Origin of the sequence: Nocardia sp. NPDC050413, assembly GCF_040655475.1 — a bacterium.
In the GTDB taxonomy this organism is placed as follows: Bacteria; Actinomycetota; Actinomycetes; order Mycobacteriales; family Mycobacteriaceae; genus Nocardia; species Nocardia coubleae.
Genome location: NZ_JBFAJZ010000004.1, coordinates 100058 through 120584 on the forward strand (window position 1 = coordinate 100058; position 20527 = coordinate 120584).

The 20527-nt window shown below is 65.1% G+C and carries 17 protein-coding genes and 1 pseudogene; 13 read left to right on the forward strand and 5 right to left on the reverse strand.

The window, feature by feature from the left end; all coding sequences use genetic code 11:
* Nucleotides 1–22: 22 nt before the first annotated feature.
* Nucleotides 23–1294 (forward strand): hypothetical protein, encoded by a 1272-nt coding sequence (locus AB0I19_RS12825; RefSeq protein WP_357147971.1) that lies wholly within the window; start codon nucleotides 23–25, stop codon nucleotides 1292–1294.
* 498 nt (nucleotides 1295–1792) lie between these two features.
* Nucleotides 1793–2047 (forward strand): GreA/GreB family elongation factor, encoded by a 255-nt coding sequence (locus tag AB0I19_RS12830; RefSeq protein WP_357147974.1) that lies wholly within the window; start codon nucleotides 1793–1795, stop codon nucleotides 2045–2047.
* A gap of 37 nt (nucleotides 2048–2084) precedes the next feature.
* Here AB0I19_RS12830 and AB0I19_RS12835 read toward each other — a convergent pair whose 3' ends face one another.
* The gene (locus tag AB0I19_RS12835; protein ID WP_357147977.1) at nucleotides 2085–2234 is read right to left on the reverse strand and encodes a hypothetical protein; all 150 of its coding nucleotides are present in this window, start codon (nucleotides 2232–2234) and stop codon (nucleotides 2085–2087) included.
* Between the two features lie 1243 nt (nucleotides 2235–3477).
* Here AB0I19_RS12835 and AB0I19_RS12840 point away from each other — a divergent pair.
* The 3 genes and pseudogenes from AB0I19_RS12840 to AB0I19_RS12850 form a co-directional block, all read left to right on the forward strand.
* Nucleotides 3478–3798, forward strand: a complete 321-nt coding sequence (locus tag AB0I19_RS12840; RefSeq protein WP_357147979.1) for a trypco2 family protein — start codon at nucleotides 3478–3480, stop codon at nucleotides 3796–3798.
* A 46-nt stretch (nucleotides 3799–3844) separates the two neighbouring features.
* Entirely contained in the window at nucleotides 3845–6691 is a 2847-nt protein-coding gene (locus AB0I19_RS12845) for a serine protease (RefSeq protein WP_357147982.1), read from the forward strand.
* 662 nt (nucleotides 6692–7353) lie between these two features.
* A pseudogene (locus tag AB0I19_RS12850) lies at nucleotides 7354–7536 on the forward strand (DUF4287 domain-containing protein); the annotation flags it as partial.
* 917 nt (nucleotides 7537–8453) lie between these two features.
* On the opposite strand, the gene AB0I19_RS12855 reads toward AB0I19_RS12850, so the two are convergent.
* Nucleotides 8454–9749 carry a hypothetical protein gene (locus AB0I19_RS12855; RefSeq protein ID WP_357147985.1) on the reverse strand — a complete coding sequence of 432 codons (1296 nt, stop codon included), beginning with the start codon at nucleotides 9747–9749 and terminating at the stop codon, nucleotides 8454–8456.
* A gap of 1581 nt (nucleotides 9750–11330) precedes the next feature.
* On the opposite strand from AB0I19_RS12855, the gene AB0I19_RS12860 reads away from it, so the two are divergent.
* Entirely contained in the window at nucleotides 11331–12029 is a 699-nt protein-coding gene (locus AB0I19_RS12860) for a class I SAM-dependent methyltransferase (RefSeq protein WP_067485584.1), read from the forward strand.
* 308 nt (nucleotides 12030–12337) lie between these two features.
* On the forward strand, nucleotides 12338–12886 hold the full coding sequence (locus tag AB0I19_RS12865) for a carboxymuconolactone decarboxylase family protein (protein ID WP_067485958.1): 549 nt from the start codon (nucleotides 12338–12340) through the stop codon (nucleotides 12884–12886).
* A 14-nt stretch (nucleotides 12887–12900) separates the two neighbouring features.
* On the opposite strand, the gene AB0I19_RS12870 is transcribed toward AB0I19_RS12865, so the two are convergent.
* The 3 genes from AB0I19_RS12870 to AB0I19_RS12880 all read right to left on the reverse strand — a co-directional run bounded on the left by AB0I19_RS12870 (nucleotide 12901) and on the right by AB0I19_RS12880 (nucleotide 15407).
* Complete coding sequence (locus AB0I19_RS12870) at nucleotides 12901–13536, reverse strand: hypothetical protein (protein ID WP_357147989.1); 636 nt, start codon at nucleotides 13534–13536, stop codon at nucleotides 12901–12903.
* Nucleotides 13537–13846: 310 nt separating this feature from the next.
* Nucleotides 13847–14581 (reverse strand): alpha/beta hydrolase, encoded by a 735-nt coding sequence (locus tag AB0I19_RS12875; protein ID WP_357147992.1) that lies wholly within the window; start codon nucleotides 14579–14581, stop codon nucleotides 13847–13849.
* Between the two features lie 175 nt (nucleotides 14582–14756).
* Nucleotides 14757–15407 (reverse strand): TetR family transcriptional regulator, encoded by a 651-nt coding sequence (locus AB0I19_RS12880; protein ID WP_067637884.1) that lies wholly within the window; start codon nucleotides 15405–15407, stop codon nucleotides 14757–14759.
* A 102-nt stretch (nucleotides 15408–15509) separates the two neighbouring features.
* On the opposite strand from AB0I19_RS12880, the gene AB0I19_RS12885 reads away from it, so the two are divergent.
* From AB0I19_RS12885 to AB0I19_RS12910, 6 genes are all read left to right on the forward strand, one after another.
* Complete coding sequence (locus AB0I19_RS12885; protein WP_357147994.1) at nucleotides 15510–16337, forward strand: SDR family NAD(P)-dependent oxidoreductase; 828 nt, start codon at nucleotides 15510–15512, stop codon at nucleotides 16335–16337.
* A gap of 22 nt (nucleotides 16338–16359) precedes the next feature.
* Complete coding sequence (locus AB0I19_RS12890) at nucleotides 16360–17283, forward strand: ferritin-like domain-containing protein (protein ID WP_357147996.1); 924 nt, start codon at nucleotides 16360–16362, stop codon at nucleotides 17281–17283.
* Nucleotides 17280–17846, forward strand: a complete 567-nt coding sequence (locus AB0I19_RS12895) for an NAD(P)/FAD-dependent oxidoreductase (RefSeq protein ID WP_357147999.1) — start codon at nucleotides 17280–17282, stop codon at nucleotides 17844–17846. Before AB0I19_RS12890 ends, AB0I19_RS12895 begins: the two co-directional genes overlap by 4 nt.
* A 67-nt stretch (nucleotides 17847–17913) precedes the next feature.
* The gene (locus AB0I19_RS12900) at nucleotides 17914–19425 is read left to right on the forward strand and encodes an NAD(P)/FAD-dependent oxidoreductase (RefSeq protein ID WP_357148002.1); all 1512 of its coding nucleotides are present in this window, start codon (nucleotides 17914–17916) and stop codon (nucleotides 19423–19425) included.
* Nucleotides 19422–19688, forward strand: a complete 267-nt coding sequence (locus AB0I19_RS12905) for a YdeI/OmpD-associated family protein (RefSeq protein WP_357148004.1) — start codon at nucleotides 19422–19424, stop codon at nucleotides 19686–19688. The genes AB0I19_RS12900 and AB0I19_RS12905 overlap by 4 nt, the downstream gene beginning before the upstream one ends.
* Before the next feature lie 111 nt (nucleotides 19689–19799).
* Nucleotides 19800–20417, forward strand: coding sequence for a fasciclin domain-containing protein (locus tag AB0I19_RS12910; RefSeq protein ID WP_357148592.1), 618 nt, complete (start codon nucleotides 19800–19802; stop codon nucleotides 20415–20417).
* Nucleotides 20418–20527 lie beyond the last annotated feature (110 nt).

Here is a 20527-nt window from a genome sequence, read left to right on the forward strand (position 1 = left end):
TTCACCCGCCACCAAGTATGCGGTGGAACAGTTGATCGAGGTCCTGCCAGACCCGAACGCGCTAACCCTGCGCAGCATCAAACAGCTCTGTTTGCAGACCGATGTGCTGTGCTCAATGCTCGGCCCCGACGAGATCGACCTGTTCGACGCGGCAGTCCTCACCTACATCCGCTTGAACTACCCCGACCTCTACGAGCGAATGCAGACGTGGCGATCTATGCTGCTCAGCCCCAGCGACCGAACCACAGGGACAGCCGAAGACTGGCTCGGCCGTGTCCGCGCTTCCATCGTCTCCGGAGCAAGCGGTGAGACCGTCGCCACGGTATACCGGATGCTGGTCGCCCTCTTCCCGCGCCTGCCTCACGCTACAGGCGCGATGTGGACGGACCGAGCTGCCGCCTGCCGGATCAGCGATCGGGACTACTTCGACCGATATTTCCAGTTCGCAATACCCGAAGACGACCTCAGCGACGCAGAAGTCCGCAGAGAGTTCTGGCAGCTCGTCCGCGATGGCGAACTCGGCCCGGACACTATCATCAGCAAACTCATCTCCACACGCACTCCTCGATGGCGCAAGCTGATGACAAAGATGCACAACAACCGCGATGTCATCAAACGATCCCCCTCAGCGACCAGTGCGTTGGCCGCCCACTGGGTCACACGACCGTTGATTGAAGTACATCCGGTGGACCTGTACCACGGCTGGGGCACAGTGATCTTCGCGATTCTGATCCATGCCGCAGCGAGTGCACCCACGAACCAGGACGCTGACCGGATCCTGAGCGACTACTGCAACGAGTTCGGGCTCGCGCGCACCGCGCCAGTACTGGTCCATGCCCGCCCCGTCGAAACGGCAGCAGGTGAGCGGCTGTCCGCCGCTCTACGCATTATCCGCGACCAGGTTGTGCAGGCATGTCTGAGTGACCTGCGTACGCCATCCGTGCGGCCTGAGTACCAGCTTCTCGCCTTCGCTCGAGTCATGGACGACGAAATGTGGGCGCAGCTACGCACAACTCTGCAAAACAGCGGGATCTCCCAACAGGACATCGCAGCGCGGTTCGTCAGCATTCAGCGCGAGATCGGCACGGGAACGCCGGTCCTCAATGACTTCCACGACGACATCTTCTCGAAGGTTGTACCTGACGATGAGCTGGATCTGAGCGGGTTTGACGACCCAGCAACAGTTGACCAGACTGATCTGTCGGTCAACGGCCGCCGAGCATTCGCCGCCTACAAGCTGCGACGCGCACGGCCGCCGCACACAGCACGGCGAAACGAACACGACCCGAACTAACGCGGCCAGACCCCATACGGCCCTCGGCGTCATGCTGGGGAAACTCGGAGTGCGTCTCACGGCCGCGTACAACCATCCACATCTCGCCGACATAGCAACGTTCGGCGGCTTAGTGGACGAGACGAATGCCGGCTGCCTCGCGATGCCGGCCGCTGAGCAAATCGTAGGGCAGACTCTTACCGTCGACTCTGGGGCGTAACCTGGGATTATGGCGCAAAAAGGGAGCCGACAGCTCGTCGAGGAATGCCCGCACTGCGGTCAGGCGCTCAGGCAGGAGTACTACAAGGTGCCCGCTGGCGGCGGATACGAACACGTGATGGGCTTGAAGTACTGCGTCACCCCGGAATGCCCCGGCCCTGGGGCTAAGTCTCCATAGGCCCCTGGAAGCCACCCGGGCCGCCGATGGCGGGCATTATCTCGACGTGTGTCCATTCTTCGCGGGATAGGACTTGATTACCCGCCCTGACGGCACTGGAGCTTGTGAAAAGGAGGGCCGCAGTGAGTACTTCTGAACGAGATTTGCCCATTCTGACTTTGAGGAACATGGAAACCGGCGAGATGTTCGGCTACCATATTGTTCCTGACGAGGCGGCTGATATCGCCCGAGGCCAGTACCCAGAGTCAGCTGACCTTAGCCAAAAGCTGATCGGTAAGACTACGGGCGCGATCGTCACATCCACGTTCAGAGGGCAATCCATCACCGTGGAAGTGATCGGCCACGGGGCGCGGGTCATCGGCGTGGAGGATGCGTGAAGAGTTGCGGCACCGCGAGGCTTGGTCTGCTGCGGGGCTAGCCTTCCCTCCCTAAGTTCTTCTGGAGAACCGTCGATGAGTCCGGTGCCTGTTCCGCCGAGGCGATGTAGTGCCGCTCTGTGACCGCTTCCCGGGACTGTCCCAGTTGCTTCGCGGCAGTCTTGGCATCGACCTCCTCGGCGATCACGGTGGCGACTGTTCTCCTGAATGTGTACTGAGTAACGTCCTTGTATGCGGTGCCGCGCGCGAACGGAGAGACTCGTGTAGCCGCTGCCGTGCATCAGGGTCACATCGCCAGGTTCCAGCGCCGTGGTGATCTCGTTGTCGGCAGCGGCATTGAGCAGGTAGTCCACCACGTCATCTTCGGCCGGGTGGCCGCGCCAGGACAGGGCGAACCCGGAGCCGGTAACCAGCGGCCAGAGCTGGAAGGTCAAGGCGTCACCCAGTGGCCCTGGCGTCATACACAACACATTGAGAACCTTGCCGAGGGCTTCATAAGAACGCGGATCGGGCAGGCGGACCTGGGACGCGATATCTGTGTTGGGCATCCCCGGATCTTCCTCTCTGAAGGACCGAGACAGTCGCGCCGCGCCGGAGCGCACTTTGATTTTCCGAGCTCCGAATAGCTCGCGAACTCACGCCGAACCCAAACCGTGAATACAATCTGACCAGCGCTTCTGGCTTCAGGTGACGGCCGTTGCGTACCAGCACGGGGATAGCGGCACGAGATCGACTTGCATATTTCAATGTAGAGGCGGTGCGGTATCAGCAACGATGTGAGGTCGGGCGGTGAATTCGAGGCCTTCTCACTCGAACAGGTGTGCCAGCTCACTGGCGCGCCGTCGCAAGACTGGCTGTCTCGCCGGATCAGTAGCGGTGAATTGTCCGTCGTCCTCGCGGGACGTTCGTGGCGGATGACCCACAGCGATATGTGCGGCGTGGTCGACTACATGCGGGCCGCTGCCGAACGTCACCTCGCCGAACGCGCTGCCGCAAACCCGGACCCCGCTCCGACCCAGCGGTCTAACAAAGCAGGTCTGTCCGCGCGGAGCGCAGCACGGATGCGGCGACGCGCATCTGAGATTTCCCGCGACCGTTAACGCCGAGACAGTCGCGGGAGAAGCGGGCCCGGCCGACAGGGCCGCCGAGCGGTTCCCCTCCCGCTCGAAATCGGACGGGCCACGCGCCCGAATCTAAGCTCCAACCAAGCGAGAAGCCCGCTTCTACCACCAGCTGGCCTGGGCAAATCCTCAAGTCGCCTGCGTTCCCTTCTACTTACGCGGTAACGATCGGATTCCGCAACGTTCGATGGTGGCGGTTGCGGGTTGGGGGCTCTACGGTGGTGGTCGTTAGGTCGATCCTCTTGCGTGGCTGCGTATTTGGGCGCGTTTGGGGCCAATTCGGGAGGTAGGGTTGCGACGGACAAGCCGGTGAGTTTGACGGAAGCGATCGCGTCGGTGCGGTCGGAGTTGGAGGAGGCGCGGCGCGGGGGCGAAGGCCGGGAGGTGCAGTTCCGGGTGGGTGAGGTGCATTTGGATTTCCAGGTCGAAGTAGCCCGGGAAACCGGTGCCGAGGCCGGTCTGAAGGTGTGGGTAGTGTCGGCCGGTGCGAAAGCGAAGATCGCGGACAGGCATACGCATTCGGTGAAGGTGACGTTGGTACCGCAGATCAATTCCGGCGGGGAGTGGGTGGACATGCGGATCGGTGACGAGGTCCCCGACCGGCCGACGTTGCCTGAGTGGGATCAGTAAAACTCGTCGCCGCTGGGTGAGTATGGGCATGCCGAGGAGGGTGATCGTGTCGGTTGATCTGGCGCGCGTGGCACAGGTATTCGCTCCCAGTGGGATAGGTTCGCGGGCCGGGTCGGGCTATGTGGTGGGTGAGCGACTGGTGTTGACCGCCGCGCACGTGTGCGTTGACGCCGGAATCAGGGGCACGGTCGAGGTACGTGTGCCCGGATCCGGGTGGCGCTCGGCGGCCGTGGTGTGGTTGGACCTGGAACTCGATGCCGCCCTGGTGCGAGTGGCTCCGACCGAGCGGTGGCCGGTACCGGTTTCGGTGTTGCGATGGGGTCGGCTTGAGGGGTGGGAGCCGGTGACGGTGACTGCGGTCGGGTTCCCGTGGGCGCAGCGACGGCCGGACACGATCCGTGACACCGAGCAGGTGGTGGGGTTCGTGGCCCCGGGCACTGGTGTGCAGTCACAGACCCTGCACGTGAACGTGCAATCCGCGCCACCTTCGCCGCGCTCCACGACTGGCGGGGCGCAGGTGTCGCCGTGGTCGGGGATGTCGGGTGCGGGACTGGTGGCCGGTTCGCACCTAATCGGTGTTGTTGTGGCCGACCCTGCGAAGTACGGCACCGACCGGCTCGTCGCCGTCCCGATCACTCGCATCCTCGCCGAAACAGCATTCACCGACGCTCTCGGTAGCCGACCGATACCAGCACAGGTCGGGCAACAATGGCGGCTCCCCCTGTCTTCGGGCGGGACGGTGGTGTTGAAGCCGCCGTACAAACCGTTACCACCACGGTTCAACACCAGAACCGGGCTGAGTGTGTTGACCATTCCCGAGCATGGGATCGTCCCGTTCTCCGGGCGTGAGGATGTGCTCGCGGAGCTGCTTGACTGGTGCACCACCGGTGATGCCGGGTTGGGGGTGCGGACGCTCACTGGCGGCGGCGGATCCGGTAAAACACGGTTGGCGGCACAGTTGTGCGCCCTGCTCCCCAGCACCGATCTCGATGCCGGGTTCGTTGAGCTCGACACTCGGGCAGAGATGGTCGGAGGGGAGCTCGACCGGCCTGTGGTGCTGGTGGTCGACGACGCGGACCTGAACGGCAGCCTGATCGCCGATCTGGTCTCGGCGCTGGCGTACGCCGGTGTCAGGGTGCGGATATTGCTGCTGGCGCGGTCGAGAGACCCGTGGTGGTCGATGCTGCGGACCGCGACCGAGTCCCTGATCGACGGGTTCGACGACGGTGAGGTGCCATTGGCCGCGGTCCCACTTGCAGTTGTGACGCGTTATGACCATTACCGGGCCGCGTGTGACGCGTTCGCCGCCGCTCTGGCCGGTGTTCTCGACACAGCCACCCCGGTTGCGCCCCCGGACCTGACAGCCACGGTGTTCGGGGACCCGCTGATGGTGCACTTCGCGGCACTACTCGCGGTCTGCGGGGAACCCGTCGAACCCCTCCCGGGCCGCACCCGACCGACGCGCACCCAGGTATTGCGTGCGATGCTAAGCCGGGAAGCTCGCCGCTGGATCCGGCAAGCCAACCTCGACGCCCGCGGTGCCGGCGACCCCGAAGTGCTGTTACGGCACTGTGTGGTCACAGCCACGATCAGCGCGCCGGACTGCGAGCGGGTCGCCGTCGAGACGTTGACTGCTGTCCCCGCACTCACCGACCCAAGTGAGACCCGCCTGCGGCACGGCCTGGCCCAATGGTTACAGATCCTGCACGAAGGATCCGCGTACTGGAATCCGCTGCGCCCGGACCCGTTGGCGGATCAACTGTTGGCCGACCTGGACATCCTCCCGGATATCACCACGACTCTCGCTGAACGCGCACTCCGATCCGGTGATATCGCCACGCTCGAGCGACTGCTGACCGAGTTGACCCGCGCGGCGGCCGCCAGCGGCGACAACGCCACCCGCGCGCTCGACGAACTACTACGTGACAAGCTCGAACAACTGCTCGACGCCGCGGTCGCTGATCCGGACGGCCATCTGCCGCAACGACTCACCACAGCTATGTGGCAGTCCCCCATCCCCGCCATAGCCGCCGACATATACCGTCGGCTGCCCGAGTACTCACTGGCCCTGGCAGACCTCTCACACGCCCTCACCCACCAAGCCGTCACCCACTACCGCGCACACGCCACCGCCGACCCCGACGTCTTCCGGCCCGACCTGGCCACGTCATTGAACACACTGTCAAACCGGCTGGCGAATCTCGGGCCGAATCTCGGGCACGGCAAGGAGGCTCTAGCCGCGATCCGGGAAGCGGTCACTATCTACCGGGACCTGGCCGCCGCCAGACCCGACGTGTTCCGGCCCGACCTGGCCACGTCATTGAACACACTGTCAAACCGGCTGGCGAATCTCGGACAACGTGAAGAGGCTTTGGCCGCGGCCCAGGAAGCGGTCACTATCTACCGGGACCTGGCCGCCGCCAGACCCGACGTGTTCCGGCCCGACCTGGCCACGTCATTGAACACACTGTCAAACCGGCTGGCGAATCTCGGACAACGTGAAGAGGCTTTGGCCGCGGCCCAGGAAGCGGTCACCATCTACCGGGACCTAGCCGCCGCCAGACCCGACGTCTTCCGCCCCGACCTAGCCGAGTCGTTGTTCATCTATGCATGGATCGTGAACAACCTTGCGCAGAATTTGCCCGATGCACTCGCGGCCGCGCGGGAAAGTGTCGCGCTCTACCGAGACCTGTACAGCCAGTACCCATCCAGGTACAACGATCAGGCGGTTGACGCGGGCGATTTGCTCGCCACCGTTCTCGACGCGCTGGGACAACACGACGAGGCGGCCGAATGGCGTTCCCCCGAAAAAATCGTGGACATGGCCAGCGCTTTTCGGGAGTGGGCTCGGCCAAGTCCCTGGGCGTGGTGTAAGTGGCTCGGTCGCCGCTGATCTGGCTTCGGGCAAGGGGGTGAGTGCTGCTGGGGTGGTTCCTCCCGCTCGTCGTTTGTGCCGGTGGCGGTGCGGATCGGGCAAGGACGTCGAGGCCGAAGCTGCGCACCTACTTCGCAACCGATTCCCCGCCGTCCGCGGGGACCAAAGCCATCCAGTGCCCGAAAGCTAGTTGGCCGCCCATAGGTCGCCGATGCCGTCGAGCATGCTCTTGAGGCGGGTGGGCAGCTCATCAAGGTCCTCGCCGACGGCGTGCTTTGACGCCGTGTTCGTGTCAGTCGGACGACAGCTCGACGGCCGCGGTAGGACGCGAACTGCCTGACCGGCGCGCATCGCTCGAACGGCACGTTCCAGCACTCGGCCAGAATTGCCCGCGAAACCTCACCCGAATGGGCGCTGTACTCCATCAAGAAGGCGTCCGCGCCTGTGGCGTGACGGCCTTCTCGTGTCGCTGTCGAGCCCAAACCCCACTCCTACCAACCGAAGTCGAGCCCGTACAGGTGGCTCAACTGTAGTGGCAAGGATCGCTGGATGGCTCAGATTGAGTGGCAATGGCCCAACTTCGCTGACAACGGACATTGGTGCTGGCGATTTCTGGATTCTGACCTGGGAACTATCGGTGAATATCGACATCATTCTCCGGCAGCGGCTTTGGCTAGGTTAGCTACTTCCCCGCCATCGAGAAGAAGTACGGACGCTCAATCGCGGAGTTGATCGACCTCGCCCGCGCTTCGCTGCTGACCGAATACACGGAACTCGTCGCCTGGCTGCAGACCGAGCACGGCCTAGTCCACGGCCACGCCAAGGCACTGGTCGCGCACGCGCTGGCCGACGGCGCGAGTTGAGCCCGAGGTAACGTGTTTCCGACGCGACGAACCCGCGCCGGTGCCATCGAAGAGGGGATCGGCGGACCGCTCTGGGGAACGTCGCATATCCTCTCAGCCCAAGGCAAAATCCGCCTCGACTACCAGTCGACCGGAGTAGATCCCAGGTCGCCCGCGTTCCCTTGTTCGATGTGCCCCGCCGAGGAGTCGAACCTGCGCCTCCAGCGCAACCTCATCTTCGACATGATGCTCACCCAGGCCCAGACCGGCGCCGCCGCATCTCACGCAAGACCAGCACGAGCATCCAGTCCGCTGCTGATATCCAGAAATTCTCAACTAAGGAAGCTGCCGTACAACGCTGTTCGCGGCTCTCCTACCGATTGCGGCCATTCGGATTAGTCGTACAGTTGCCGCTCGGGCACCTATTGCGGGCGGCTCGGACGGCAAAACTGCGCTCTGCTCACCCGAAGCGGTAGCTGAGCCCTCTGAACCGGCGCGTCGACTCGCTTCCGCGAGAACTGGCCCGTAAACATCGTTCATGCATACGCACTGCCTGCGGACGGCACTCTACGGCAACGGCCTGACCGCGCCGGAGACCGACAAACGCATCAATCTTCTCGAGACACTCGAGCGCGAGGGACGCTGCCCCCGATGCGGAGGCAAACAGTCGGAATGGCCGGATACGTCGCATGCCATCTCCGATATGTGTCTGAAGATATGCAATACATGCGGCCAGGAGGAAGCTATCGCGCAGTTCACCGGTCGTGGGAACATCCCGCCGATCGCGGGGTGGCCAACACTGCAGGACTCGATGTAGTGGCGTTATCTCTGGTTGCTCTGCTCTCCGGAGGGCAGAGCAACTTCAATCCGCAGATCTAGAGATAGTCCTGGGACGGGACAGACCTGGCGACAAAACTCGCGTGCGATCTGTTCGCTTCTTACCTACTTCGCTCTCCGGGAGGCAGTACCTGCGGCAGCCAACTCGGATCAGCTCCCACGCCGAGAAATTTCGCGATCAACGGTCTCAGATCGTCGGTTGAGTCATAGTGGAAACGAAGCTGCAAAATGTTCCCCCTGTCGGTACGGCTGCCGACAGCGGCCAGTTCGATCCAGCAGGAGACCGACGGTTGGCCTTCTTCCGTGCAGCGACACTCGACCTTTCGAACAGCTAGCGGCAGACCCCGCGTCGGGTCTGTCAGGGAGCCGATGAAACTGTCGTGGTAAGAGCCGGTCACCGACGACGATGTGAGTTCCATTTTCACCATCGGACCGGACGTCCACCCAGAGAACATATAGGCACTAGTGCCGAAATGTAGGAGCCCGATCCGTCGCAGCAGACCTGAACAAAGCCATTCGAGGTGGCCCTGAGCTCTGATCCTGCGGTCGATACAAGACCTCTCAGCGTCTGCCAGATCATCGTCATGCCAGGTCAGCCGCTGGTTCGCACCATCGAAGTCTTCCTCGACGGCCTCGATGGCATCCCGCCACGAAACACCTGAAGCAGCGCGAAACACCACACTGGAGGACGTCCCGGACAGCGTCACTTCGAGATCGGATCTCGTGCGGTGACACACGCGCAACCCTGGAATCCCTGTGACGAATCCGCCCTCGGCGTCAGCCACCGGCGCCAAGCACTGCAGCACCGTCTGGGCTGCATCCCATGGCTCGCTGAATCCGATCACTTTTCTGTCGAGGAAGACCATCAACGTCCCCTCTGCAGTAGGCCTTGCCCGCGGGATCGCGAAAGGATGCGCCGCCCACAGCGAGCCAAACGACATGGCTGTGAACAGCCATGATTCCAGGCGGGCTTGAGCCCCTTCCGCGGCGGGGATCGGTGCCTCTTGATTGATATTCATCGTCTGCTTCGCGTATTGCATGGACTCACCGGTGTAGCGGCGGTAGGTACCGAGCTCGGTGAACCTGGTCAGCGAGCAGGCCTGAACATCCGCTCGGCTGGTTGGGTGCGGCGAAGGCTCGAGTTCGTCATCGTAGAGCGTGCTGCGTCGCAGATTGAGACGAACACTGCCAGAGATGGTGTCGCGTAGGGTATAGCTGTATACGCCTGCTGAGCAATGGTCGCAATAGCATTCGTGATCGATCATCTCGAAAGGCAACCCGAACCTTCTGTCGAGCAGCTTTTCGATCACTTGACCGTGGGTCAGGTGTCCAGCCCATTCGACCTGGATGAGCGAATCGTTCTCACGGACGTCTCGCCAGAGGTCGACGAATCTCATGAGCGGATTCCCTTTGAACATCTGCGGACGTCGCAGTAGTCCGCTCATCATCGCGTCGGAAAGATCAGATGATTCGGTCCGCAAACGCCGAATCTCTGCGAGTTCGCCAGCTTCGGCCGCGTGCAGGTCTTTGTTGTGACACAACATACTTCGGTGCACTGGCTGCGGATCTCCGTCGATCTGGGAGTCGAGTGCGCAACGCCATGTCGCGGCATCGATACCACGTAAGAGTACGGCAGCTCGGGAGTCGACCTGGGTAAGGAGAGCTCCAGCCCCGGTGAACTCGACTCTCAGTCCAGGGATGCCGTGCAGAACCGAGTTGCCTTCTATCCGTGGCACTACTCGAAGTAAGAACGATCCGAGTCCTGTCCCCATCTGGAGTTGCAGGCCCCTCCCTTTCGGGGATGCGGCCGCGATTCCAAATGGCTGGCTCGCAGCTGTGTCAGGATCTTGTGGCGTAGACCCGTAGCCGACAGCCCAGAGAAGCGCAGCTTCCAGTCTCGCCTGCTCGAGCGAAGCAGCGGGTATGGCGGGTACGGCGCGCCGAGCGACAAGCGACCGCATATCGGTCAGAGCCTGACAGTATTTCTCGCCGGTGTACCGCTCAATACGGATCTTCGCGAGATGTCTCAAATTACCTGTCACAACAGCTCCCTCAGCACGTACCCGGACTCGCGCTCAGGATCAGGCGACAGATCGCACTCGACGCTGGAAGATGGCAGGAAGGCAACAGCCGTTTTCGCCGTGAACGGCCCCATGTCCGGGATGGAGCCGGCGAGGCGCCTGTGCGCCAGCGCCAAGTCTGCGATAGGAACACCGGGAGCGTCAACAACCAACACACCCACCGCGCGAGAATTTTCGTCACTCGCCCCTCAGCATTGTGTGCATCCGGGCCGTCACCAGGTGTGTCGGTGCGTCGTCCATGCTCATGAACTTCGCCGTACTGCCGCTGCCCCAGCGGGATTCGAGAATACGCACAGGTGGACCGTAGGTTGTCGCACCGCACACGCCCAGATATGCGCGCGGTGGTGCCCGCCGACGCAACGGCCCCCGGGACCGACGGTTACGACTGCGGTGAACCGCATTGCGGCGATGAGCTGAGGCAGATTGCTCTAGTCCCGACTGAAGCTCCGCACGCGCACGCGGTGCCGTGCTGCGAACAGCCAGACCACCATGGCGGCAACCAATTTGACCCACACCAAAGTTACACCAAAGATTCACAGTGATTGGCCATGATTGTCCGAGACCGGACGTGCATCACTTGTTGACATTGCCGCAGGTAGATCGATATGCGTGATCCACCGGGATCGACTGTGAACACCGTTTTACCCCGAACCAACACCCGTCGAGTCTGGGTTCGAGTCCCAGTGGGGGCACTTCGGTGCTGTTGGGTGGTGCCTTGACATGCTCGCTTATGATCAGCTCGCCTGTCCAGTCCGCAGTGAGCCCGTAGAGCTCGCACGCCCTCGTCCATCGCGCCCTACCGATGAGACAGGAGACTCGCGGTCGGCGCCGAGCGCTGCGTGTAGGAGTCGGTGAAATCAGGTTGCTCGTGCCGGTCGGTGCGGGAATACTCCGCCCGTGGCGACTTTCGCAGAATTCGACCGGCGCAATTATCGGACCGTCGATGCCGTCACAGGATACGACGGGTGGGCAGCCACCTACGAGCGAACCGTGATGGACGAGATGGATCTCGCGCTGCTGGAACGGCTGCGCCGTCCGGAGTGGGGACGGGTGCGGCGGGCAGCCGATCTCGGCTGTGGGACCGGACGGACCGGAAGCTGGCTGCGTGGGCGGAAGATCACGCACATCGACGGGGTCGACGCGAGCGCGGGGATGCTGGAGCGCGCCGAGGTCCGAGGCGCGCACACGTCGCTGCGGCGGCGCGACGTGCGCGACACCGGATTGCCCGACGACACCTACGACCTGGTGATCGCATCGCTGATCGACGAGCACCTGCCCGAGCTGGCACCGTTCTACGCTGAGGCGGGGCGGCTTGCCGCGCCGGACGCCCACTGCGTGGTGGTCAGTTATCACCCGCAGTTCATGATGGTGACCGGCATGCCGACCCACTACACCAGCGGGTCCGGGGAACCGGTGGCGATCAGCACCCACCTGCATCTGATCAGCGAGCACGTCACCGCGGCGACCGCAGCGGGCTGGACGCTGACCGCGATGGTCGAGGCGTTGGTGGACGACCGCTGGCTGGAGCGCAAACCGAAGTGGGCCGACCTGCGCGGCCACCCGTTCACCATGGCGACGGTCTGGTCCCGGCCGTGACCGCGTCATCGTGGAACAGGTTGTCCAGCAACGCCGTTCCGATGTTGCGGCGCCGAGCGGGGACGGCGACGGCTGCGCCGTGTCAGGTTCAACCGCCGATGATGTGCGCGGGCAGGAACATCGCGCCGAGTTGGGTGGCGATGGCGTAGGTGTGTTCGACGAGGCGCTGTTCTGCGGGTCCCGCGACTCGGTATCCGCCGACCATCGAACTCGAGTGAGGACGGGTGGTGCGGATCACGCTGGGTTTCGGTGGTTGTGCGGCGTAGCTTCAGCCGAAAGCGAATCACGGGCACGAAGGGGTGTTGACGATGCGGGTGATCGGGCGGATTCGGGGGTATGCCACGGTGGTTCGGCGGGCTCGTCGGCATCGGGGGGACCTGGTGGGGTGGCTGGGGCGGCGACCGCAGATCGGAGTGGCGACCGCGGGGTACGAGACGGCGTTGTTGTTCAGCAACAAGCTCGACCCTCGGCTCAAAGAGCTCGCCGAGCTGAAGACGGCGGGGCTGGTGGCCTGTCAGTTCTGTCTCGATATCGGGTCGGCGCTGGCGCATACGAGTGGGTTGAGCGAGCGGCAGATCACCGATCTGCCTCGCTATCGCACGAGTGACGCCTACAGCGAGCTGGAGAAATTGGTGATCGCGTTCGCCGAGGCGATGACGGTGACGCCCGCGGTGGACATCGACGAATTACGGGCCGGCCTGCTCACCCATCTGACGAAAGCGCAACTGACCGAACTCGCCGCGACTATCGCCTGGGAGAACCAGCGGGCCCGCCTCAATCAAGGGCTCGGGGTGCAGCCGACCGGGATGGCAGACGGCCTGGCATGCGCGATGCCGGAGCGTCCCCACACTCCGTGATCGCAGCGCTTTCCCTAAGTTCCGGCCGCCCTGGTCCAGCTGGCTACGACGAATCCTCGGTTGTGGGACGCGGAATCGGTTAGCACGTGACCCTCGAGTTCTCGGCCTGCGGCCGCGCCGGCGAGAACTTGCCACGCTGCTCGCCCGGTTGCCTTCAGCGTCTGCGATTCCACGGGGTCCAGTTGGCTGAGGGCGGTGGTATCCACCTGGGCGAAGGCCCTTGTGAGGGGGTCGTTGTAGTCGGCTGCCCGGATTGCCGTGTGAGTGGTCGGCTGTTCGAGCGGCGCGGCTTCCCCGACTACGAGCATTGCCACGTTGGCCTCTTGTGCGGCCAGGTCCTTCCCTGATATCGCGCACTCTTCCGCCGAGGCGTCGAACGAAATCGATTGGTAGTCAACTCGTCTGCTGAACATTCCGGTCGGGCCGTGCGCGGTGAGGAGCCACACGCCGACCGACAAGGACAGCGGGAGTGGGAGCGACGACAAGTCGTCCCGGCACCAAGCGATATCCCAGTCCCAGGCGATGCCGTAACGCCGAAGGCTACCGAATGTCTTGGTCGACTCGTATGCGGTTGTCGTGTCATCACATCCGACGATCACCAACAGGTCGGGCAGAGTCGGATCGGAGTGGAACTCCTCGGATGTGCTCACTGCCCAACCGTCGGATTCCGCGCCGAATTTGGGAACCCTGAGTCGGCGGATCGATTCGATACACGCCGCACGTAACCCATCCAGTTCAGCGGCTGCAGCGCCTCCCACTGCGGGTATGAGCGCGGGCGGGTGCGGGCAGACAGCGGCCGATATCAGCGGCACGGGCACTCCTGACGATCTTGGTTACCACCACTGTGGCACGGCACCGAGCCCGCGCTCGTGTCTGCGCCGACACCAGGTCGGCGGAGACACTTCCGCACGAGGGGCTACTCGAGCGCCCTCACGCAACGCATGCCGTTGACAGCCGACATCACGTCAGGTGCCGTGTGAAGAACCGACCGGCCTCCGCCCCGGCGTACGGCGGAACGCCGATGTGCCCGCCCATATTGGCGTTCAGGGCCTTCTCCTCGGAACCGAAGGCGTCGAACAGGTCGAGGGACCTTTGGCGGTCGTTTCCCTCGTCGTCCCATTGCAGCAGGACGTGCAGCGGAATTCTGACGTTGCGGGCCTCCTCGAGGATGGCGCGTGGCACGAAGCTGCCGGCGAAAAGGACGGCGGCGGCGATGCGTGGTTCGACGACTGCCAGTCGGGTGCCGATGGAGATGACTCCGCCCGAGTAGCCGACCGGGCCACCGATTTCGGGCAGCGCGAGGAGGGCGTCCAGGGCGGCTTGCCACTCCGGGACAGCCTCGTCTACCAGCGGGAGGACGAGCCGGTCGACGATCTCGTCGTCGACGGGTCCGCCGGCCGCCAGCGCCTGGCGCAGGTCGGCGAGGGCCTGATCGGCGGCGGCCGAACGGGGCCGGTCACCGCTGCCGGGGAGTTCGATGGTGGCCGCGGCGTAGCCCGCCGCCACGGTGGGCCGGGCCCGGGCGAGCAGGCGCGGGTACGCATTGCGCAGGCCGATAGGAGGAGGGCCGACCAGGATCAGGGGCATCGGCGTGGAGACAGACGCCGGCGTCCACAGGATTCCGGGGATGTCGCCGAGGAGGAATTCGCGTTCGAGGATGTCGTCGTCGAGGCGTTGTTCGGTAATGAATCGCACGGTCGTGCCTTTCGGGAGTGCTGGTGATCGGCGCTCCCGGACGACCTATCGCCCGACCGTGACTCCAGTGGAGAGCACCCATGTCGATACTGCGTTCACGGGTACCACCTCCTCGTCCACTGTCACGGAATTCGTGAAAGGTAGCAGTGGGCGCCATCGTTCGCCAACGGATTTTTCAACCGCCGATGATGTCCGCGGGCAGGAACATGGCGCCGAGTTGGGTGGCGATGGCGTAGGTGTGTTCGACGAGGCGGGCGGCGTCGACGTCGATGGCGCCGGTGCGCCAGGCGGTGAGGAGTTCGATGAAACCGCCGATGCCTGCCAGGGTGCTCATGCGCACGGCTGTCTCGTCGGCGTCGGGGCGCAGGTGGGGCCAGGCGGCGGCGAGCAGGAGGTCGGTGGCGTCGGTGAGCATGGCTTTGCGGCGTTGTTCGAGGACGGCGCTGCCCGCGTGGTCGGCGAGCAGGATGCGGGCCCGGCCGCGCAGGTCGGTCTGCAGTTCGACGGCGCGGGCGATGGCGGCGCGCAGGATTTCCAGGGGGGCGCGGTCGGCGTTGTCGGCCAGGATGGTCGCCAGGTCGGCGAAGACCTCCGCGCACACCTCGTCCCAGACCACGGCGAGCAGATCGTCGCGGTCGGTGAAGTTCTCGTAGAAGTAGCGGTCGTTGAGCGCGGCCCGCTGGCAGACGCCACGCATCGTCACCGCGGCCCATCCGCTGTCGAGCCAGATCTCGAGTGCCGCCGCGATCAGGTCGGCGCGGCGCTGTGCCCTGCGCTCTTCGGCGGTGCGGCCGCCCCAGGTCCGGGCTGGTGCGCGCACATCCATGGTTGACAAAGTACTCCGTCACGCGCCTAATTGGTGTCAGGTGCGGCCAATGGTGGCAGATGACACCAGTTCGGACCGGACCGGTTGAACCAGGGAGTCGCCATGCGCCTGTTTCGTCGTCGTCGAACCGAACACGCCGATGCGGTTGTCACCGGCGCGGGCAGCGGCATCGGCCGCGCCTTCGCCGTGGAACTCGGCAGGCGCGGCGGACGGGTGGTGTGCTCCGATATCGACGCCGACCGGGCCGCCGAGACCGCCGTGCTGCTGGAGAACGCGGGCGGCAAGGCCGTCGGCGCCCGCTGCGATGTCACCGCGATCGACGAGGTCACCGCGCTGGCCACCCTGGCGCAGGACTGGTTCGGTGGCGCGCCGAGCCTGGTCGCCAACAATGCCGGGATCGGCGCGGGCGGGCCGCCGGTCGGCGAGTTCACCCTCGACGACTGGGAACGCACCCTCGCGGTGAACCTGTGGGGAGTCATCAACGGCTGTCACGTCTTCACACCGATCCTGCGCGCGGCGGGGCGGGGAACGGTGGTCAATGTCGCCTCCGCCGCCGCCTTCGGCGCGGCACCACGGATGGCCGCCTACAACGTGAGCAAGGCGGGAGTGCTCGCGCTGTCGGAGACCATGGCGGCCGAGCTGGCCGGGACCGGCGTCGGCGTGACGGTGCTGTGTCCCACGGCCGTGAAAACCGGGATCCTGCGGTCGGATTCGCCGCTGGACGGCACCGCCGAACGCCTCGGCGAATCGCTACTGCGGTGGACGGGCCGCTCGCCCGCGAGTATCGCGAAGACCACCCTCGACGCCGTCGACCGTGGCGACCTCTATGTGGTGCCACAACTGGAAGCCAAAGTGCTGTGGCAGGCCAAACGCTTGATGCCCGCCACCTACACCCGTTCGGCGGGCCTGCTGGAGCGGGTCGTGCGCTGAACCGACCGGAAGGAGACGGACAATGACGTTCGCCTATCCCGACATGCTCGCCACCGTGCGGGCCAAGCAATGGGCCCTGGCCGATATCGACTGGGACGCACCGGGGGCCGAACTGGTCACCGACGAGCAGCGGCCACGACTCGCCGCGTTCATGTCCGATCTGGTGTGGATCGAACACGTCGGCGCCCGTGGTTTCGCCGCGCTGGTCCAGCAGGCGCCACCGGGTGCGCTGCGCGAGATCTACCGGCACTTCCACGCCGAGGAGCAGAAGCACGCCAATGCCGAGCTGGCGCTGATGCGCCGCTGGGGCATGCTCGACGACGACGCGATGCCGGTGCCCAACAAGAACATTCGCCTGGTGATCAGCTGGCTCGATCGCTACGCCGAGGACATGACCCTGCCCGTACTCGGCACCGTTATCCCGTCCTTGGAGACAGCGCTGGACGGCGCGCTGGTGAAATTCCTGCTCGACGAGGTCGACGACCCGGTGTGCCACGAGGTGTTCCGGCACATCAACAGCGACGAATCCCGGCACCTGGCCGTCGGCTTCCAGGTGCTGGAGCAGCTCGGCGCGGGACCGCTGCGCAAGATCGCCATCGAGACAGCGGGTTTCGCGGCGCGCCCGTCATTCGTGCTCGGCGCGCTGCTCTACGCGCCGCTGTTGTCGCGGATGGCAGCCAATATCGTGGCGCTCGGCCTGGACGAGGAAAAGCTGTGGAACGCGGTGCGGCGCTACGAGACCGTCGGCGAGCGCAGCCCGCGGATCCGGCGGCTGCCGCTCTATCACGTGGTGCGGTTGCACGCGAAGGCGACGATCGACCACCGTCAGCCGTTCCAGTTGCTCGCCGATGTGTCCAGTGCCTGTATCGACAGGTTCCCGGTCCGGGTGCTCGGTCACCGTCCGTCGTGGGTCCGCGAGCTCACCTACGACCCGGTCGCGAAATGACCGGGCTCCCCGGCACATTCGACGGCCGGCTCGTGCACTATCGCGAATTCCACCCGCGCCGTGAGTTCACCGGCGAGCGGGTGGCGATCATCGGTTCCGGCGCGGCGGCGGCACGACTGCTGCCCGGCATCGCGGCCGAGGCGGCGCGGGTGACGGTCTTCCAGACCGAGGCCGTCTGGATCGTGCCGCGCGCACCCCTGCCGCCCGCTGCCCTGCGGCACGCGCCGGATCGTCTGGTGCGGCTCGTCGCGCGCGCCAATCTCCGTTGGCAAGTGCGTGATTCGTGGTTGCGGTACCGGCTCACCCCCGACGACGACGCGGGCGTCGCTGTGCACGACAGCTACTACCGCACGCTGCGTCAACCGCACTGCCGGCTGGTCACCTGGCCGATCGCACGGCTCGCCCCACTCGGCGTGCGCACGGTCGACGGGATCGAGCACCGGGTCGACACCATCGTCTTCGCCGACGACACCCACCACGTCGTGCGCACCATCGGTCGCGGCGGGCATCTGCCCGCGACAGCCGCCAGGGTCGGCGCGGCCGACAGAAAGGAATCAGCGTGAGCGAGCGAATCAGCTGTCCGCGCACCGTGCCGACGACGGCGGGGCCGAATCTCAGTGAGGCAGCGGCATGAGCACCATCGATCACGAGATCATCATCGTCGGCGCGGGCTTCTCCGGTATCGGTGCCGCGATCGCACTGCGCGAGGCCGGTTTCGAGGACTTCCTGATGCTGGACGACGCCGACGGGGTCGGCGGCACCTGGCACTGGAACACCTATCCCGGTGTGGCCGTGGATATCCCGTCGTTCAGCTACCAATTCTCCTTCGATCAGCGGACTGAGTGGTCGCGGGTGTACGCGCCGGGTCGTGAACTCAAGGCCTATGCCGAATCCTGTGTGGACAAGTACGGTCTGCGCCCACGGATCCGGTTCGGCACCACCGTGGTCGCCGCCGATTTCGACGCCGACGGTGACCGCTGGGTGTTGCGCACCGCCGACGGCGCCGAGCTGAGCGCCCGGTTCGTGCTGAGCGCGACCGGTGTGCTCACCCGCCCGAAACTGCCCGACATCCCCGGGATCGAGTCCTTCGCCGGGACCACCGTGCACACCGCGCGCTGGGATCACGGCCTCGACCTGCGCGGCAAGCGCGCCGCGATCATCGGGACCGGGGCGTCGGCGGTGCAGGTGATCCCGGAGATCGCGCCGCTGGTCGAGCACCTCACGGTTTTCCAGCGCACCCCGATCTGGTGCCTGCCCCGCCCCAACCTGCCCGTGCCGCTACCCGCGCGCTGGGCGCTACGCCTGCCCGGCGGCCGCACCCTCACCCGGTTGATCAGCCAGACCTACGTCGAGGTGACCTTCCCCCTGGCCGCCCACTACCATCGCTCGCTGCCCACCGCCGCGATCGGCGAGCGCGCCGGGCTGGCCCACCTGCGCCGCCAGGTGAAGGACCCGGCCGTGCGCGCGAAGCTGACCCCGAACTACGCCCTCGGCTGCAAACGGCCGAGCTTCTCCAACGACTACCTGGCCACCTACAACCGCGCGAACGTCACGCTGGAAACCGCACCCATCACCGAGATCACCGCGACCGGCGTGCACACTGAGGACACCGAACATCCGGCCGACGTGCTGATTCTCGCGACCGGCTTCAAGGTGATGGAGTCGGGCAATATGCCCACCTACGACCTGCACGGCGTCGACGGCCTCGACCTGGAGAAATGGTGGGACGAGAACCGGCTGCAGGCCTACGAGGGCGTCAGCGTGCCGGGATTCCCCAACTATTTCTCCATCATGGGCCCCTACGGCTACAACGGCGCCTCGTATTTCACCCTCATCGAGAACCAGACCCGCCACATCCTGCGCTGCCTGCGCCGCGCCCGCAGCACCGGAGCCACCCGCGTGGAGGTTCGCCGCGAGGCCAACGACCGATTCTTCCGTGAGGTGCTCGCGCGCCGCGGCGGCCAGGTGTTCTGGCAGGACAGCTGCGCCGACGCGAACAGCTACTACTTCGACAAACACGGCGATGTGCCCCTTCGCCCGTCCTCCACCCTGGAGGCAGCGTGGCGCAGCGGCCATTTCGACCTGTCCGACTACATGTTCACCGCAGCTCGCCGACCACTGAGCGCTACCGTGGAAACATGAGCAGTCCAACGGTGCCGGGTGGGGTCGTGCACGAACTGCCCGCTGATCTGCGGACGGCGCTGGCGGGCAATCCCGCCGCGCTGGCCGCGTGGCACGACATCACGCCGTTGGCTCGCAACGAATTCATCTGCTGGGTCGAAGACGCCAAGCAGGCCGCGACGCGGGAGCGGCGGATTCGGCGGACCCAGGAGGAGCTCGAAGAGGGCCAGCGGCGGCCGTGCTGCTGGCCCGGATGTCAGCATCGGGAACACACCGGCAAGTAGCGCCCATCCGGGCGGGGTGGCTGGCCGAAATCCTTCCGTCAAACAGCTGTGCGGCTGCGACCGCCTGGACGGAAGTGATGGAAGACGATGCGATCTGTACGTAATTCCCTGATGGCGGCCCTGCTGCTCGGTTCGGTGGTCGGTCTGACGGCCTGTTCACAAGACGACGAGGCCGACACGGCAACGGCCGCGAGCACCACGGCGGCCACCTCATCGGCAATGGGTACCCCGGCAGCCTCGGGCCCGGTCGGGCCCGGATGCGCGGAGTACGCGGCCCAGGTCCCCGCGGGCCCCGGTTCGGTGGCGGGCATGGCGCAAGACCCGGTCGCCGTGGCGGCGTCCAACAATCCGATGTTGACGACCCTGGTGTCGGCGGTGTCGGGCAAGCTCAACCCGGATGTGAACCTGGTCGACACCCTCAACGGCGGACAGTTCACCGTGTTCGCCCCGGTCGACTCGGCGTTCGCGAAGATCGATCCCGCCACCGTCGAGTCGTTGAAGACCGACTCGGCGACCTTGACGACCATCCTGACCTACCACGTGGTTCCCGGCCGGATCGAGCCCCCGCAGATCGCCGGTACCCACGCGACGGTGCAGGGCGCCGATGTGAAGGTCAGCGGTTCCGGCGACAACCTGACCGTCAACGACGCGAAGGTGCTGTGCGGCGGCGTGCAGACCGCCAACGCCACCGTGTACATGATCGACACAGTGCTCATGCCACCGGCGTGAACGCGCAGGCACCAGCGCGGACCGTACGCTCGGGAGAAGAATTTCGTCGCACCACCCATCCGGCGGCATGGGTGGTGCGAAATCCCTCCCATGCGCATGGAAACAGGGGA